This window comes from Kitasatospora sp. NPDC029367 (assembly GCF_055569135.1).
In genome coordinates this window covers 25,582-40,243 of the sequence record NZ_JBVHYH010000028.1, presented here as the reverse complement: position 1 = coordinate 40,243, position 14,662 = coordinate 25,582, and the positions used below count along the sequence as shown (strand labels likewise).

Genomic DNA, 14,662 nt, shown 5'->3' with positions numbered 1-14,662 from the left:
GGCTACGAGGGCGGCGCCTGGATGTAGTCCTCCAGCCGGGCCACCGAGAAGCCCTGCTCCTGGATCCGGGCCAGCAGGTCCGCGAACATCTGGGTCATGGTGGCGCCCTTGAGCTCCTTGGGGCCGCGGAAGTGCGCCAGGATGATGTCGCCGGGCTTCAACTTCTTGTCGCCCGCCTGGTACTGCATGTCGTGGATCTGCATCGACTCGCGCCACAGCACGATCGCGCGCGGGCCGCACTGCTGCACCGAGGTGTTGAGCATCGGGGTGTTGGCGCCGTCGCCGAACGGCGGGCGGAACAGCAGCGGGGCGGTGCCGTACTGCTGGGTGAGCGCGGCCTGGTCCTCGCAGATCTCGGACTTCTGCTTGTCGGCCGAGAGCTTGCTCATCACCGGGTGGGTGACGGTGTGGTTCTGGATGTGGTTGCCCAGCGCCTGGAGCGGCTTGAAGTAGCCGTAGTCGTTCTTGACGATGTCCTTGGTCAGGAACATCGAGATCGGCACCTTGAGCTCGGTCAGCATCTCGACGAACTTCGGGTCCTTCTCGGCGCCGTCGTCGATGGTGATGAAGACGACCTTGTCGGTGGTCTTCACATCGCTGAACACCGGTACGGTGCCGGTGCGTTCGAGCTTGACGGGCTTGTCGGCCGGCGGCGCGGGAGCCGGGGCGAGCGGCTTGAGGTTCCACTTCGCCCAGGCCGCGGCGTCGCCCTGGGCCGGGGCCGCGCCGGGCGTGGTGGCCGCCGCACCGGGGGTGCCGCCGGCGGGCGGCTGGGTCGCCGCCGCCGTCCCGGCCGTGCTCGCGGCCGGGGCGGCGCTGCCGCCGCCCCCGTTGTCGCCGCACGCGGTGGCGAAGGCCAGCAGGGCCACCGCCCCCGCCGCGTACGCCCTGGTCCTGGTCCTACTCAGCCCGTCCCTGTTCACCGCACCGCGCTCCCGGTCCCGTCCAGCGTTCTCTCAGCTATGCACGGTAGCGCCGCCGCGGCGGTTCCCGTCCGGGCCCTGCTCGACGTGCTCGCTGGTGAAGGACCAGCGGTGCACCGGACGGCCCAGCAGTTCGGCCGGCGGGTCGGCGACCGGCACGGGCTCGCCGCTCCACCAGGTGATCAGCAGCACCCTCTCGCCGGAGGCGGAGAGCAGTTCGAGGCGCTCCAGCCCGGCCGTGCCGCGGACCGCGGGAATCGCGAACTCCCGTACCCAGGCGGCGAGTTCGGCCCCGCGGCCGTCCGCCGCGCGGGCCTCCCACATCGCGGCGACGGTCACGCGGCGCCGCCGCCGAGGGCCTGGTAGGCCTGGCCGTGGACGTCGCCGTGCCCGGCATCCCCGGCCGGGACGTGGACGTCGGTGACGGGCAGCGAGGAGTCCGCGGACAGCTCGAAGGCGGACGGGGTGCGGCCGCGCCACACCATCTCGGAGCCCAGCGCCGCCACCATCGCGCCGTTGTCGGTGCACAGGCCCGGCCGGGGCACCCGCAGCCGGATGCCGGCCCGGTCGCAGCGCTGCTGGGCCATCTCGCGCAGCCGGGAGTTGGCCGCGACGCCGCCGCCGATCATCAGGTGGTCGACGCCGCTGTCCTTGCAGGCCTTGACGGCCTTGCGGGTGAGCACGTCGGTGACCGCCTCCTGGAAGGAGGCCGCGACGTCGGCGATCGGCACCTCCTCGCCGGCCCGGCGCTTGGCCTCCACCCAGCGGGCGACGGCGGTCTTGAGGCCGGAGAAGGAGAAGTCGTACTCGGGGTCGTTCTTCCCGGTCAGGCCGCGCGGGAAGGCGATCGCCTTCGGGTCCCCCTCGCGGGCCGTCCGGTCGACGATCGGGCCGCCGGGGAAGCCCAGGCCGAGCACCCGGGCGACCTTGTCGAAGGCCTCGCCGGCCGCGTCGTCGATGGTCGCGCCGAGCGGGCGGACGTCGGTGGTGATGTCCTCGCTGAGCAGCAGCGAGGAGTGCCCGCCGGAGACCAGCAGGGCCATCGTCGGCGAGGGCAGCCGGCCGTGCTCCAGCTGGTCGACGCAGATGTGCGAGGCGAGGTGGTTGACCCCGTACAGCGGCTTGTCGAGCGCCCAGGCGTACGCCTTCGCCGCGCTGACGCCGACCAGCAGCGCGCCCGCCAGGCCGGGGCCGGCGGTGACGGCGATGCCGTCCAGGTCGGTGGCCTTGATGCCGGCGGTGTCCAGGGCGCGCTGGATGGTCGGGACCATCGCCTCCAGGTGGGCGCGGCTGGCGATCTCCGGGACGACGCCGCCGAAGCGGGCGTGGTCGTTGACGCTGGAGGCGACCGCGTCGGCCAGCAGCGTGGTGCCGCGCACGATGCCGACGCCGGTCTCGTCGCAGGAGGTCTCGATGCCCAGGACGAGCGGTTCGTCAGCCATGGGGGGTGTCCTCAATGTCCTTCGGGTCGGTGCTGTCAGTGCTCGGGTTCTCGAGGCGCATCACCAGCGCGTCGACGTCGGCGGGCTGGTAGTAGCCGCGCCGGATGCCCACCGGTTCGAAGCCGTGGCGCTCGTAGAGCCGCTGGGCGCGCTGGTTGTCCACCCGCACCTCCAGCAGCAGGTCGGCGCAGCCGCGCCGGGCGGCCTCGTGGATCAGGTCGGTGAGCAGGGCGGTGCCGAGGCCGGCGCCCTGGTGGCGCTCGTCCACGGCGATGGTCTGGACGTCGCCGTCACCGGCGACGGCCATCAGGCCGGCGTAGCCGACGATCGTGCCGTCCGCGGCGGTGGCGACCGAGTAGTGGCGGGTGCCGCCGGGGTGGGCCTCGGCGAGCTCGGACCAGAACATCCCGGCGGACCAGGCGTCCTCGGGGAACAGCCTGAGCTCCAGGTCCAGCACCGGCTCGATGTCCCACCAGCGCATCGGGCGCAGGGTGGTGCCGTGGTTCACGCCGGGAACACCGCCTTGCCCCCCAGGACGTTCTTGTAGCCCGCCGGGACCTGGGCGTCCGGGCGGCGCAGGTACAGCGGCACGTTCGGCAGCAGCTCGCGCCCGGCGGCCAGCTCGGCGGCGGCGAAGCCGGCCAGGGCGCCGGCCGAGACGTGCTCGGGGCCGTGGGCGCCCGGGAAGGCCTCGGGGTAGAGCAGCGCGCCGGCGCCCACCGAGCGGGCGGCGGGCGTCAGCTCGGCCGGGCGGTCCACGCCGGGGCCCTCGGTGCGGTTGCCCTCGGCGTCGTAGGAGGCCCAGTAGACCTCCTTGCGGCGCGCGTCGGTGGCGACCGTGAACGGCTGCCCGGCCAGGCCCTCGGCGCGGGCCTGGAAGGCGATCGCGTCCAGGGTGCAGACGCCGTGCACGGGCAGGCCGAGCGCGTGGCCGAGCGCGGCGGCGGTCACCAGACCGACCCGCAGGCCGGTGTACGGGCCCGGGCCGACGCCGACCGCGATGCCGGTGAGCCGGCTCTTGTCCACTCCGGCGGCCCGCAGGACCTGGTCGATCGCGGGCAGCAGCAGTTCGCCGTGGCGCCTGGCGTCGACCTGGTGGGTCTCGGCGAGGACGGCCGTGCCGTCGTGGACGGCGGCGGTGACGGCGGGGGTAGCGGTGTCGAACGCGAGCAGCAGCACGGGTCAAGGTTAGACCGACGTTGGGCCGACCGGCCGATCGAGCTGGTGTCCCCCTCCGGAACACACGTACTGGCCACCCGCCGACCCGCCCGGGGGACCTGGCACGATAAGGGCGGTACGTACAGCGGACGGCGGCGGGAGCGGGCACGTGGCGAAGATGGGTCCTGGAGTGGTGGTCACGGGGTTGACCCTGGGGGCCCTGGCAGTGGTGAGCCTGCTGGCCTTCCAGGCCAACGGCGCCCAGGACCGCGCGGGCGGAGCCAGGCCGACCGTCGCCTCGACGTCCACCGGCCCGGCCGCCTCCGCGACGCCGAGCGCCTCCGCCACCCCGACCGTCCCGCCGCTGCCGGCCACCTCGGGCAGCGGCACGCGGGTCGTCTACTCGGCCGGCGGCCACTTCGTCTGGCTGGTCGACCCGAAGAAGAACCCGCAGGTCGCGGCCGCCTTCGCGGTCACCCCGGGCTCGGTCGAGCCCGCCCCGGGCAGCTACTCGGTGTACAGCCGCACCCAGACCGCCACCGGGACGGACGGCAAGCAGATCGAGCACGTGGTGCGCTTCGCGCAGCAGAACGGCGTGGTGTTCGGATTCAGCGCGGCGCTGGACGGCACGACGCCGACCGCCGACCCGAAGGCCAAGACCGGCGGCATCCGCAGCGGCCGCCCCGAGGGGCAACTGCTCTGGGACTTCGCGCCGACCGGCACCAAGGTGGTCGTGGTCCCGTAGGACGGGCGGACGGGGCGGACGGGGCGGACGGGCGGGCGCCCGGCAGCGCTAGGCGGCGGCCCGGGGCGCGCCCGCCTCGGGTTCCTCGTCGGCCTGCCGGGCCTTCGGCTCGGGCGGCCTGGACACCGCCTCGGCGGCCGCGCAGGCGGCCAGCAGGGCCCGCATCGGCTCTCCCGGAGCGCGGCGGGCGGACTCTCCGGCCCCGGTGTCGCGCACGGAGCGCTCCGGGGCGGGGGTGGTGCTCGACATGGCGCCTCCCTAGTTAGGCAGACCTAACCGCAGCACCCATCCCACCACGCCCGGCGCCCCGCCCGCAACACCTTGCCGACGGCCTGTCGGCAAAACGGTGGAACCCGATCGACCTGTGCCGGGGGCGCCTACTCGGCCAGCCCGGCCAGCCCGGCCAGCGGGACGCCCGCCCAGCGCGGCCCGATGCCGGTGAGCAGCACCCGGCGCGGGTCGTGGTCCTCCCCGGCGGTGTCACCGATCGCCCGCTCGATCCGGACCTCCAGGCGCTCCTCGGACAGCCGCTCGACCTTGCCCTCGCCCCACTCGACCACGATCACCGACTCCGGCAGCGAGACGTCCAGGTCGAGGTCCTCCATCTCGTCGAGGTCCCCGCCCAGCCGGTACGCGTCCACGTGCACCAGGGCCGGGCCGCCGACCAGCGAGGGGTGCACCCGGGCGATCACGAAGGTCGGCGAGGTCACCGCCCCGCGCACCTGCAGCCCCTCCCCCAGGCCCCGGGTCAGCGTGGTCTTCCCCGCCCCCAGCTCACCGGAGAGCAGCACCAGGTCCCCCGGCCGCAGCAGCGCGGCCAGCTCCCGGCCGAGCCGGCCCATCCGCTCCGGAGTGGGGACGGTCAGAGTGGCGTGCGAGCCCATGCGCGTGTCTTGCCCTTCAGTCCGTAGCGGCGTACCGACCACCGGCCGCCACCGCTACCGTGCCACATCACCGCACCCTGCCGTGGCGCGCGGGTGCCCGGCGGGCCCGACGGGGGCCCGGGCCGGTCTCAGGCGGGGTCGACGGCCGGATCCGGGTCCGCGTCCGGGCGCGCGTCCGGGTCCGAGGCCGCTGGAGGACGCTCCTCCCGGGGCGGTTCGGCCGCGAGTTCGAGGACGGCCGGCGGCAGCGGCGCGGCACCGGCGAAGTCGGCGGCCCGGCGCAGCAGCCGCGCCAGCTCGTGGTCGACCAGCTCCGGGCGCTCCAGCAGCACCAGGTGCCCGGCGCCCTCGGCCAGCACCAGTTCGGCCCCCGGCAGCCGCTCGGCCATCGCCTCGCTGTGCGCCGAGGGCGTCAGCAGGTCCTTCGTCCCGGCCAGCACCAGGGCCGGCAGGCCGCGCAGGGCGGCCAGCGCCCCGTACTTCTCGTGCGCGCCGAACACCGGGTAGAACTCGGCGACCACGTCGATCGGGGTGGCGTCCAGCAGCTGCTCGGCGAAGCGCACCACGCCGGGGTCGACGTCCCGGCCGCCGAAGGAGAACCGCCGGTAGAACAGGGCGGCCACGTCCGAGCCGATCCGCCGGCTCGCCTCCACCAGGTCGACCTGACGGCCGAGCAGCTTCACCACCCCGGGCGCGACCTTCTTGAACAGCTTGGCCCCCGCCTTCGGCAGACCGAGGCTCACCTCGTTCCAGTCCCCCGCCAGGGTGCCGACCAGCGCGACCCCGGCGACTCGCGTCCGGAACAGCTCAGGGTGCTGGTCGGCCAGCGCCATCACCGTCATGCCGCCCATCGAATGGCCCACCAGCACCAGCGGCCCGGTCGGCGCGACGGCGTCGATCACCGCCTTGAGGTCACCGCCCAGCTGGTCGATGCTGGCCGGCTCGCCCGCCAGGTACGAGCGGGAGCGCTCGGAGCGGCCGTGGCTGCGCTGGTCCCAGAAGACCAGCCGCAGGCCCTGGCGCAGCGCCGCCCGCTGGAAGTGCCAGCTGTCCTGGTTGAGGCAGTAGCCGTGGCTGAACACCACGGTCAGCGGCTGAGAGGGGGTGCCGTCCGGCTCGTCCCAGCCGGTGCCGTCCAGCTCGACGTACAGCTCGGTGCCGTCCGGCGCGGCCACCGTCAGCGGGCGCCCGCGCAGCGAACCGTACGGGGCGGCCGCCTCCAGCTCGGCCCGGGCCCGGCGGCGCATCGCCCGGCCGACCGTCAGCCGCTCGATCGCGACGCCCGCGGCCGCGCCGGCCGCCAGCACGCCGACCGATATCCCGATCACACCGGCCCGGCTCACCCCGGTGGCCGCGCCGGCCGCCTTGGCCACCGCCGCGACCGGGTTGCTGTCGGCCGGCGTGTCGGTCATGCCGTACGGCCCCCGTCGTGGCCGCCGCCGTGGCTCCCGTCCAGGTAGCGGCGGGGCACCCGGGTGCCGATCCGGGTGATGATCTCGTACGAGATGGTGCCGCAGGCGCGGGCCCAGTCCTCGGCGGTCGGCTCACCGCGCTCGCCGTTGCCGAACACCAGCACCTCGTCGCCGGTCTCGGGGGTGTCGCCGCCCAGGTCCACCACGAACTGGTCCATCGCGACCCGGCCGGCCACCGTGCGCCACTTGCCGCCGATCTGCACCGGGCCGGTGCCGCTGCCGTGCCGCGGTACGCCGTCGCCGTAGCCGACCGGGACCAGGCCCAGCGTGGTCGGACCGGGCGTCACGTAGTGGTGGCCGTAGCTGACCCCGTGCCCGCCGGGGACGTGCTTGACCAGCGCCAGCCGGGCGGTCAGCGCCATCACCGGGCGCAGCCCGAAGTCGGCCGGCGAGCCCACCTCGGGCACCGGCGACAGCCCGTACGCGGCCAGGCCGGTGCGGACCAGGTCGAAGTGCGACTCGGGCAGCAGCAGGGTGGCCGGGGAGTTGGCCAGGTGCCGGACCTCGGGGCGCAGCCCGGCGGCCTCGGCCTGCGCCAGCGCGGTGCGGAAGGAGTCCAACTGGGCCTGGATCGAGGGGTGGCCGGGCTCGTCGGCGGCGGCGAAGTGCGACCAGACGCCGACCACCCGCAGCAGCCCCTCCGCCTCGGCCCGCCGGCTCTCGGCCACCAGCTGCGGCCAGTCGTGCGGCTGGCAGCCGTTGCGGCCGAGGCCGGTGTCGGCCTTGAGGTGGACGCGCGCCGGAACGCCGGTCTGCCGAACGGCCGTCAGCAGCTCCTCCAGCGCCCACCGGCCGCTGACCGAGATGTCCAGGTCCGCGCGCAGCGCCTCGCGCCACGGCCCGCCCGGCGTCCACAGCCAGCACAGGATGCGGGCCTGGTCGGGGCGGATGCCCGCGGCCCGCAGCGCCAACGCCTCGTCCGGCGTCGCGCAGCCGAGCCAGCTGACCCCGTTCGCGACCGCCTCGCGGGCGCACTCGACCGCGCCGTGGCCATAGGCGTCCGCCTTGACCGCGAGCATCACCGCCGTGCTCCCGACGCGTTCCCGCAGGCTGGCGAGGTTGCCGCGCAGGGCGGCGAGATCGATGGTCGCCTCGGCCCGTACGCCGTCGGTGAGGGTGGCCGTTCCGGTCGTGTTCGCAGTTGTCATCAGGGTCAGTCTCCCAGACGTCCCGGAGTCCTCGCCGAACGGGCCTTCGGCGCGGTGGTCGGCACCGTGACCCCCGGCACCCCGCCGACCTGCGGCGGACGGCTCGTCCACCCGGTTCAGGACGCGCTGCACGGAGGTCTCGGTTCCGCCCTGGGGCGGGGCCGGACCGCGGTCACGGCTGCCGGACGGCCCGCCAGACCGCGGGCAGCGCATCGGCCACCGCGAGCGCCGTCACCGGCGCCCCGGGCTCGCCCGCCGCCTCCCGGCCCGCCAGGCCGTGCAGGTAGGCGGCCACCGAGGCGGCGTCCAGCGGCGGCAGGCCCGCGGCCAGCAGCGAACCGGCCAGCCCGGCCAGTACGTCCCCGCTGCCCGCGGTGGCCAGCCAGGAGGTGCCGGTGGGGTTCACCCGGACGGCCCCGCCCGGGTCGGCCACCACCGTGGTGGAGCCCTTGAGCAGCACGGTGGCCCGGTAGGCGGCGGCCAGCCGGCGGGCGGTGGCCAGCCGGGTGGCGGCCAACTCCTCGGCGGCGGGCGGCGCGGTGCCGTCGGCGCCGGCCAGCAGCCGGGCGGCCTCGCCGGTGTGCGGGGTCAGCAGGGTGGGCGCGGTACGGCCGGCCAGCGCCCGCGGACCGAGCCGGCCCAGCTCGGTCAGCCCGTCCGCGTCCACCAGCACCGGGACGTCGGCCGCCAGCGCCTCGGCCAGCGCCTGCCGCGCCCCCTCGCCGCCGCCCGGCCCGACCACCCAGGCCTGCACCCGACCGGCCCCGGCCGGGCCGCCCTCGGTGACCAGCGTCTCCGGGAAGCGGCGCACCACCTCCTCGGCCGCCGTGCCGACGTACCGGACGGCACCCGCACCGCCGTGCAGCGCCCCGGCGACCGACAGCAGGGCCGCCCCCGGGTACCGCGCCGAGCCGGCCGCCACCCCGACCACACCGCGCCGGTACTTGTCGCTCTCCGCGCCCGGCAGCGGCAGCAGCGCCGCCACGTCCGCGTGCTGCAGGGCCGTCACCTCCGGCCCGGGCGGTTGCAGGCCGATGTCCACCAGCTGCACGGCGCCCGCGTACGAAGCCCCGGGGTCGATCAGCAGGCCGGGCTTGTAGGTGCCGAAGCAGACCGTGACGTCCGCGCGCAGCGCCTCCCCCGGCACCTCGCCGGTGTCGGCGTCCACCCCGCTGGGCAGGTCCACCGCGACCACCACCCCGCGCCGCTCGGCCCGCGCGTACGGCACGGCCTCGGGGCGCAGCCCGCCCCGGCCGCCGATGCCGACGATCCCGTCCAGCACCAGGTCCGCGCACGAGAAGTCGGCCAGGCCGACTTCCTGCTCCGCCGTCACCCGCCCGCCAGCCGCCCGCAGCGCGGCCAGCCCACCCGGGTGCGCCTTCGCCGGGGCGAGCAGCACCGCCGTCACCCGCGCCCCGCGCCGGGCCAGCGCCGCCCCGGCGTACAGCGCGTCACCCCCGTTGTCCCCGCTGCCCGCCAGCACCGTCACCCGGCTGCCGTACACCCGCCCCCGACGCCCGATCAGCAGCCGCGCACAGGTCACCGCCAGCCCGGCCGCCGCCCGCTGCATCAGCGTGCCCTCGGGCAGCCGGGCCATCAGCTCGGCCTCCGCGGCCCGGACGGTTTCCACAGGGTGTGCATGGCGCATGGGGAGAACTCCTTCGGCGGTCGGCTACCGCCGACGCTAGCCCGCGCCACCGCCCCACGGGAGCCGGGCCTGCGGCACACTTTCGAGTGACAACCACTTCGATGCCCCGCCGGTGTCGGTCCGTACGCCTACCTTGTGGCTCGGCACGGACCCACAGGAGGGAGAAGGGCCATGGTCGCCATGCCTGCTGTCGAGCACCCGCTGGGCGAGGACAGCCTTCTCCAGGCGTTTCTGGAGCTGGACACGCCGCCCGGATTCAAGGCAGAGCTCATCGAAGGGGAGATCGTCGTGACGCCGCCACCGGACGGGCCGCACGAGGGCGCGTTCTCGAAGGTCGCGAAGCAGTTCTTCCGGAACGCCGCGATCGAACTGGACATCGCGGGCAACAAGGGCCTCATCACTCCCGGAGGCCGTTTCATCCCCGATGGCACGGTGGTCCCGGAGGACCACTTCGATCATCTGGACTCCTGGGCGCCGACAGAAGGAGTCCTACTCGTCTTCGAGATCACCTCGACCAATCCGCTCAAGGACCGCGAACCCAAGCGCAAGGGCTACGCCGCTGCCGGCATCCCCTGCTACCTGCTGATCGATCGCAGTGAAGGCAAGGTCACGCTGTTCAGCGAACCTGAGAACGGTGACTACAAGAGGCTCGCCCAGACCAGCTTCGGCAAGCCCGTCGACCTGCCCGCCCCGTTCTCCTTCACGCTCGACACGGCGCCCCTGCGGTAGGACGCAGCCACCGCAGGGGCGCCGTTGCCGACGAGCGCAGGACTACTCGACGGTGACCGACTTCGCCAGGTTGCGCGGCTGGTCGACCTCGTGGCCCTTGGCCGTGGCCAGCTCGCAGGCGAAGACCTGGAGCGGGACGGTGGAGACCAGCGGCTGGAGCAGGGTCGGGGTGGCCGGGATGCGGATCAGGTGGTCCGCGTACGGCACGACCGCCTCGTCGCCCTCCTCGGCGATCACGATCGTGCGGGCGCCACGGGCCCGGATCTCCTGGATGTTGGAGACGATCTTGTCGTGCAGGATCGACCGCCCGCGCGGCGAGGGCACGACCACCACGACCGGCAGCCCCTCCTCGATCAGCGCGATCGGGCCGTGCTTGAGCTCGCCCGCCGCGAAGCCCTCGGCGTGCATGTAGGCGAGCTCCTTGAGCTTGAGCGCGCCTTCCAGGGCCACCGGGAAGCCGACGTGGCGGCCGAGGAACAGCACCGAGCGGGCGTCGGCCAGCGAGCGGGCCAGCTCGCGCACCGGCTCCATGGTCTCCAGCACCTGCTCGACCTGCTTCGGCGCGTCGCCGAGCTCGCGGATGATGGTGAAGATCTCGTCGCCCCACTTGGTGCCGCGCACCTGGCCCAGGTAGAGGGCGACCAGGTAGCAGGCGACCAGCTGGGTCAGGAACGCCTTGGTGGAGGCGACCGCGACCTCCGGTCCGGCGTGGGTGTACAGCACCGCGTCCGACTCGCGCGGGATGGTCGAGCCGTTGGTGTTGCAGATCGCCAGCACCTTGGCGCCCTGCTCGCGGGCGTGCCGCAGGGCCATCAGGGTGTCCATGGTCTCGCCGGACTGCGAGATGGCGATGACCAGCGTGCCGGGGCCCATGATCGGGTCGCGGTAGCGGAACTCCGAGGCGACCTCGACCTCGCAGGGGATGCGGGTCCAGTGCTCGATCGCGTACTTGGCGATCATGCCGGCGTGGAAGGCCGTGCCGCAGGCGACGATGACGACCTTGTCGACCGAGCGCAGGTCGGCGTCGGAGATCCGCAGCTCGTCGAGGGTCAGCCGGCCGTCGGTGCCGATCCGGCCGAGGAGGGTGTCGGCGACGGCCTTCGGCTGCTCGGCGATCTCCTTGAGCATGAAGTAGTCGTAGCCGCCCTTCTCGGCGGCGGAGGCGTCCCAGTCGACGTGGTACTCGCGCACCTCGGCCGGGGTGCCGTCGAAGTTGGTGACGGTCACGCCCTCCCGGCGCAGCTCGACGACCTGGTCCTGGCCCAGCTCGATCGCCTCGCGGGTGTGCGCGATGAAGGCGGCGACGTCGGAGGCGAGGAAGTTCTCGCCCTCGCCGCGGCCCACCACGAGCGGGGAGTTGCGACGGGCGCCGACCACCACGCCGGGCGCGTCCGCGTGGACGGCGACGAGGGTGAAGGCGCCGTCCAGCCGGCGGCAGACCACGCGCATGGCCTCGGCCAGGTCACCCTCGTAGGCCTCGCCGAGCAGGTGGGCGACGACCTCGGTGTCGGTCTCGGACCGGAGGGTGTGGCCGCGCTCGGCGATCTCGGCGCGCAGCTGGGCGAAGTTCTCGATGATGCCGTTGTGGACCACGGCCACCCGGCCGTCGTCGTCCAGATGGGGGTGGGCATTGGCGTCCGTCGGGCCGCCGTGGGTGGCCCAACGGGTGTGGCCGATGCCGGTGGTGCCGCCGGGGAGGGGGGACTCGGCGAGCGACTTCTCCAGGTTGCCGAGCTTTCCGGCCCGCTTGTCGGTGACCAGACTCCACTGCCCCTGGGAGTCCTGCGCCTGCACCGCGACACCGGCCGAGTCATAGCCCCGGTACTCCAGTCGCTGCAGGCCCGCGATTACTACGTCGAGGGCGGACTGCGCGCCCACGTATCCAACAATTCCGCACATGCGTGCCAGCATAAGGGCGGTTCTGTGGCCGTTTTCCCGTCTTTCCCGGCTCGCCCCAACGCTGCGTGACCGACACCACAACCACGGTGAACACCGCGACGGCTCACAATGGAGCATGTGCTGACCGAACTCTGTACGCGGGGCGCCGCCACGCCCGGCCCGTCCCCGTCCCCCTACGTGGACCTCAGCCGGGCCGAGTGGAGCGCGCTGCGCGAGCGTACGCCACTGCCGCTGACCGCCGAGGAGGTGGAGCAGCTGCGCGGCCTCGGCACTGCACTCGACCTCGACGAGGTGCGTGACGTCTACCTGCCGCTGTCCCGGCTGCTGAACCTCTACATCCACGCCACGCACGAACTGCGCGGCGCGGTGGGCACGTTCCTGGACACCCCGGACACCGAGCGCACCCGTACCCCGTTCGTCATCGGCGTGGCCGGCTCGGTCGCCGTCGGCAAGTCCACCACCGCCCGGCTGCTCCAGGCCCTGCTGGCCCGCTGGCCCGAGCACCCCCGGGTGGAGCTGGTCACCACCGACGGCTTCCTGCTGCCCAACGCCGAGCTGCGCCGCCGCGGCCTGATGGCCCGCAAGGGCTTCCCGGAGTCGTACGACCGCCGGGCCCTGATGCGCTTCGTCGCGGACGTGAAGGCGGGCAAGGACCTGGTGACGGCGCCGGTGTACTCGCACCTGGTGTACGACATCGTGCCGGACCAGCGGCTGACGGTGGAGCGCCCGGACATCCTGATCGTCGAGGGCCTGAACGTGCTCCAGCCGGCCCTGCCGGGCACCGACGGCCGGACCAGGCTCGCGGTGGCGGACTACTTCGACTTCTCGATCTACGTCGACGCCCGCACCGACGACATCGAGCACTGGTACCTGGACCGCTTCCGCAAGCTGCGGCAGACGGCCTTCCAGGACCCGAACTCCTACTTCCGCCGCTTCACCGAGGTGCCGGAGGAGGAGGCGATGGAGTACGGCCGGCAGGTCTGGCGCACCATCAACAAGCCCAACCTGCTGGAGAACGTGCTGCCGACCCGCGGCCGGGCCACCCTGGTCCTGCAGAAGGGCGCCGACCACAAGGTCCGCCGGGCGCTGCTGCGCAAGCTCTGAACGGACGTGGCGCACGGCGAAGGGCCCCCGCACCGGGCGGGGACCCTTCGCCGTGTCCGGGGCGGCTCAGCCCAGGTGGGTGCGGACCGCCTCGGCGAGGCGCTGCCCGACGGCCTCGGCCTGCACCGGGTCGGCGGCCTCGACCATGACCCGGACCAGCGGCTCGGTGCCGGAGGGGCGCAGCAGCACCCGGCCGGTGGAGCCCAGCTCGGCCTCGGCGGCGGCGACCGCGGCGGCCAGCTCGGTGCTGGTGCCCACCCGGCTCTTGTCGACGCCCTTGACGTTGATCAGCACCTGCGGCAGCCGGGTCATCACGGCGGCCAGGTCGGCCAGCGGCTGCTTGGTGGCGGCCAGCCGGGCGCCCAGCATCAGGCCGGTCAGGGTGCCGTCGCCGGTGGTGGCGTGGTCCAGGAGGATGACGTGGCCGGACTGCTCGCCGCCCAGCGCGAAGCCGTGCTCCTTCATCGCCTCCAGCACGTAGCGGTCGCCGACGGCGGTCTCCACCAGGTCGACGCCCTCGCGCTCCATCGCCAGCTTGAAGCCGAGGTTGGACATCACGGTGGCGACCGCGGTGTTGCCGCGCAGGGTGCCGGCCTCCTTCATGGCGATCGCGAGGATCGCGATGATCTGGTCGCCGTCCACCTCGTTGCCCTCGGCGTCGGCGGCCAGGCAGCGGTCCGCGTCGCCGTCCAGGGCGATGCCGAGGTCGGCCCGGTACTCCTTCATCGCGGCGCGCAGCCGGTCCAGGTGGGTGGAGCCGACGCCGTCGTTGATGTTGAGGCCGGTGGGCTCGGCCCCCAGGGTGTGGACGACCTCGGCGCCGGCCCGGGCGAAGGCCTCGGGGGCGACGTAGGCGGCGGCGCCGTGGGCGCCGTCGATGACGACCCTGATGCCGTCCAGGCGGTTGGGCAGCACGCCGATCAGGTGGGCGACGTACTTGTCGAAGCCCTCGGTGTACTCGCGGACCCGGCCGACGGCGGCACCGGTCGGGCGGTTCCAGTCCTCGCCGTCGACGGTGTGCTTGCGGTAGTGGGCCTCGATCGCGTCCTCGATCCGGTCGTCCAGCTTGTGGCCGCCGCGGGCGAGGAACTTGATGCCGTTGTCCGGCATGGCGTTGTGGCTGGCGGACAGCATCACGCCGAAGTCGGCGCCGAGCGCGCCGGTGAGGTACGCCACGGCGGGGGTGGGGAGGACACCGACCCGGAGCACGTCGACGCCGGAGCTGGCCAGGCCGGCGATGACCGCGGCCTCCAGGAACTCGCCCGAGGCACGGGGGTCACGGCCGACCACCGCGACCGGCCGGTGCCCGTCGAACGCGCCGGCCTCGCCGAGCACGTGGGAGGCCGCGACCGACAGGCCGAGCGCCAGCTCCGCCGTCAGGCCCTCGTTGGCCACACCGCGTACGCCGTCCGTACCGAAGAGTCGTCCCACTGTCCCGTCCTCCATCACCATGCTCGGAACCCACCTTGATCCCGGCCGCCGCACGTTAGCCGGGGAACACGTCGCCCCG

Annotated in this window: 15 protein-coding genes; 3 read left to right on the top strand and 12 right to left on the bottom strand. The window is 74.1% G+C overall.

All coding sequences use genetic code 11. From position 1 onward, the window contains the following. Positions 1 to 2: 2 nt before the first annotated feature. Genes ACZ4W5_RS17750 through tsaB form a run of 5 tightly spaced genes read right to left on the bottom strand, consistent with a single transcriptional unit; the run spans position 3 to position 3,544 of the window. Positions 3 to 923, bottom strand: a complete 921-nt coding sequence (locus ACZ4W5_RS17750; RefSeq protein ID WP_465655349.1) for a polysaccharide deacetylase family protein — start codon at positions 921 to 923, stop codon at positions 3 to 5. 33 nt (positions 924 to 956) lie between these two features. Continuing rightward, positions 957 to 1,262, bottom strand: coding sequence for a hypothetical protein (locus ACZ4W5_RS17745; protein ID WP_465655347.1), 306 nt, complete (start codon positions 1,260 to 1,262; stop codon positions 957 to 959). After that, entirely contained in the window at positions 1,259 to 2,365 is a 1,107-nt protein-coding gene (tsaD, locus tag ACZ4W5_RS17740; RefSeq protein ID WP_360226319.1) for a tRNA (adenosine(37)-N6)-threonylcarbamoyltransferase complex transferase subunit TsaD, read from the bottom strand. The genes ACZ4W5_RS17745 and tsaD overlap by 4 nt, the downstream gene beginning before the upstream one ends. Next, complete coding sequence (rimI, locus tag ACZ4W5_RS17735; protein WP_360227664.1) at positions 2,358 to 2,846, bottom strand: ribosomal protein S18-alanine N-acetyltransferase; 489 nt, start codon at positions 2,844 to 2,846, stop codon at positions 2,358 to 2,360. The genes tsaD and rimI overlap by 8 nt, the downstream gene beginning before the upstream one ends. Before the next feature lie 23 nt (positions 2,847 to 2,869). Beyond that, positions 2,870 to 3,544 (bottom strand): tRNA (adenosine(37)-N6)-threonylcarbamoyltransferase complex dimerization subunit type 1 TsaB, encoded by a 675-nt coding sequence (gene tsaB / locus ACZ4W5_RS17730; protein ID WP_465655345.1) that lies wholly within the window; start codon positions 3,542 to 3,544, stop codon positions 2,870 to 2,872. 157 nt (positions 3,545 to 3,701) lie between these two features. On the opposite strand from tsaB, the gene ACZ4W5_RS17725 reads away from it, so the two are divergent. Further along, positions 3,702 to 4,268: a hypothetical protein gene (locus tag ACZ4W5_RS17725; RefSeq protein WP_360227661.1), complete on the top strand. Its 567-nt coding sequence runs from the start codon at positions 3,702 to 3,704 to the stop codon at positions 4,266 to 4,268. A gap of 48 nt (positions 4,269 to 4,316) precedes the next feature. On the opposite strand, the gene ACZ4W5_RS17720 is transcribed toward ACZ4W5_RS17725, so the two are convergent. The 5 genes from ACZ4W5_RS17720 to ACZ4W5_RS17700 form a co-directional block, all read right to left on the bottom strand. Continuing rightward, the gene (locus tag ACZ4W5_RS17720; RefSeq protein WP_465655343.1) at positions 4,317 to 4,517 is read right to left on the bottom strand and encodes a hypothetical protein; all 201 of its coding nucleotides are present in this window, start codon (positions 4,515 to 4,517) and stop codon (positions 4,317 to 4,319) included. Between the two features lie 128 nt (positions 4,518 to 4,645). Next, a complete protein-coding gene (gene tsaE, locus ACZ4W5_RS17715; protein WP_465655341.1) occupies positions 4,646 to 5,152 on the bottom strand; it encodes a tRNA (adenosine(37)-N6)-threonylcarbamoyltransferase complex ATPase subunit type 1 TsaE in 507 nt (168 codons plus the stop codon). 128 nt (positions 5,153 to 5,280) lie between these two features. Further along, positions 5,281 to 6,564, bottom strand: a complete 1,284-nt coding sequence (locus ACZ4W5_RS17710; RefSeq protein ID WP_465655339.1) for an alpha/beta fold hydrolase — start codon at positions 6,562 to 6,564, stop codon at positions 5,281 to 5,283. Continuing rightward, positions 6,561 to 7,772 (bottom strand): alanine racemase, encoded by a 1,212-nt coding sequence (gene alr / locus ACZ4W5_RS17705; RefSeq protein WP_465655337.1) that lies wholly within the window; start codon positions 7,770 to 7,772, stop codon positions 6,561 to 6,563. The genes ACZ4W5_RS17710 and alr overlap by 4 nt, the downstream gene beginning before the upstream one ends. A 172-nt stretch (positions 7,773 to 7,944) precedes the next feature. After that, positions 7,945 to 9,420, bottom strand: a complete 1,476-nt coding sequence (locus ACZ4W5_RS17700) for an NAD(P)H-hydrate dehydratase (RefSeq protein ID WP_465655335.1) — start codon at positions 9,418 to 9,420, stop codon at positions 7,945 to 7,947. 171 nt (positions 9,421 to 9,591) lie between these two features. Here ACZ4W5_RS17700 and ACZ4W5_RS17695 point away from each other — a divergent pair, with 171 nt between their 5' ends. Next, positions 9,592 to 10,149 carry a Uma2 family endonuclease gene (locus ACZ4W5_RS17695; RefSeq protein ID WP_360226298.1) on the top strand — a complete coding sequence of 186 codons (558 nt, stop codon included), beginning with the start codon at positions 9,592 to 9,594 and terminating at the stop codon, positions 10,147 to 10,149. 42 nt (positions 10,150 to 10,191) lie between these two features. On the opposite strand, the gene glmS is transcribed toward ACZ4W5_RS17695, so the two are convergent. Next, positions 10,192 to 12,048: a glutamine--fructose-6-phosphate transaminase (isomerizing) gene (gene glmS, locus ACZ4W5_RS17690; RefSeq protein ID WP_360226295.1), complete on the bottom strand. Its 1,857-nt coding sequence runs from the start codon at positions 12,046 to 12,048 to the stop codon at positions 10,192 to 10,194. Between the two features lie 108 nt (positions 12,049 to 12,156). Between glmS and coaA the strand changes: the two genes are divergently transcribed. Beyond that, entirely contained in the window at positions 12,157 to 13,152 is a 996-nt protein-coding gene (coaA, locus tag ACZ4W5_RS17685; protein WP_360226292.1) for a type I pantothenate kinase, read from the top strand. A gap of 66 nt (positions 13,153 to 13,218) precedes the next feature. Here the strand turns inward: coaA and glmM are convergent, their stop codons facing one another. Continuing rightward, positions 13,219 to 14,583 (bottom strand): phosphoglucosamine mutase, encoded by a 1,365-nt coding sequence (gene glmM / locus ACZ4W5_RS17680; protein WP_465655332.1) that lies wholly within the window; start codon positions 14,581 to 14,583, stop codon positions 13,219 to 13,221. Between the last annotated feature and the right edge of the window lie 79 nt (positions 14,584 to 14,662).

Coding starts and splice junctions, on each gene's coding strand:
- tsaD (WP_360226319.1), bottom strand. CDS start 2,365: ATGGCTGACGAACCGCTCGTCCTGGGCATCGAGACCTCCTGCGACGAG.
- rimI (WP_360227664.1), bottom strand. CDS start 2,846: ATGCGCTGGTGGGACATCGAGCCGGTGCTGGACCTGGAGCTCAGGCTG.
- ACZ4W5_RS17725 (WP_360227661.1), top strand. CDS start 3,702: ATGGGTCCTGGAGTGGTGGTCACGGGGTTGACCCTGGGGGCCCTGGCA.
- ACZ4W5_RS17720 (WP_465655343.1), bottom strand. CDS start 4,517: ATGTCGAGCACCACCCCCGCCCCGGAGCGCTCCGTGCGCGACACCGGG.
- tsaE (WP_465655341.1), bottom strand. CDS start 5,152: ATGGGCTCGCACGCCACTCTGACCGTCCCCACTCCGGAGCGGATGGGC.
- ACZ4W5_RS17710 (WP_465655339.1), bottom strand. CDS start 6,564: ATGACCGACACGCCGGCCGACAGCAACCCGGTCGCGGCGGTGGCCAAG.
- alr (WP_465655337.1), bottom strand. CDS start 7,772: ATGACAACTGCGAACACGACCGGAACGGCCACCCTCACCGACGGCGTA.
- ACZ4W5_RS17700 (WP_465655335.1), bottom strand. CDS start 9,420: ATGCGCCATGCACACCCTGTGGAAACCGTCCGGGCCGCGGAGGCCGAG.
- ACZ4W5_RS17695 (WP_360226298.1), top strand. CDS start 9,592: ATGGTCGCCATGCCTGCTGTCGAGCACCCGCTGGGCGAGGACAGCCTT.
- glmS (WP_360226295.1), bottom strand. CDS start 12,048: ATGTGCGGAATTGTTGGATACGTGGGCGCGCAGTCCGCCCTCGACGTA.
- coaA (WP_360226292.1), top strand. CDS start 12,157: ATGGAGCATGTGCTGACCGAACTCTGTACGCGGGGCGCCGCCACGCCC.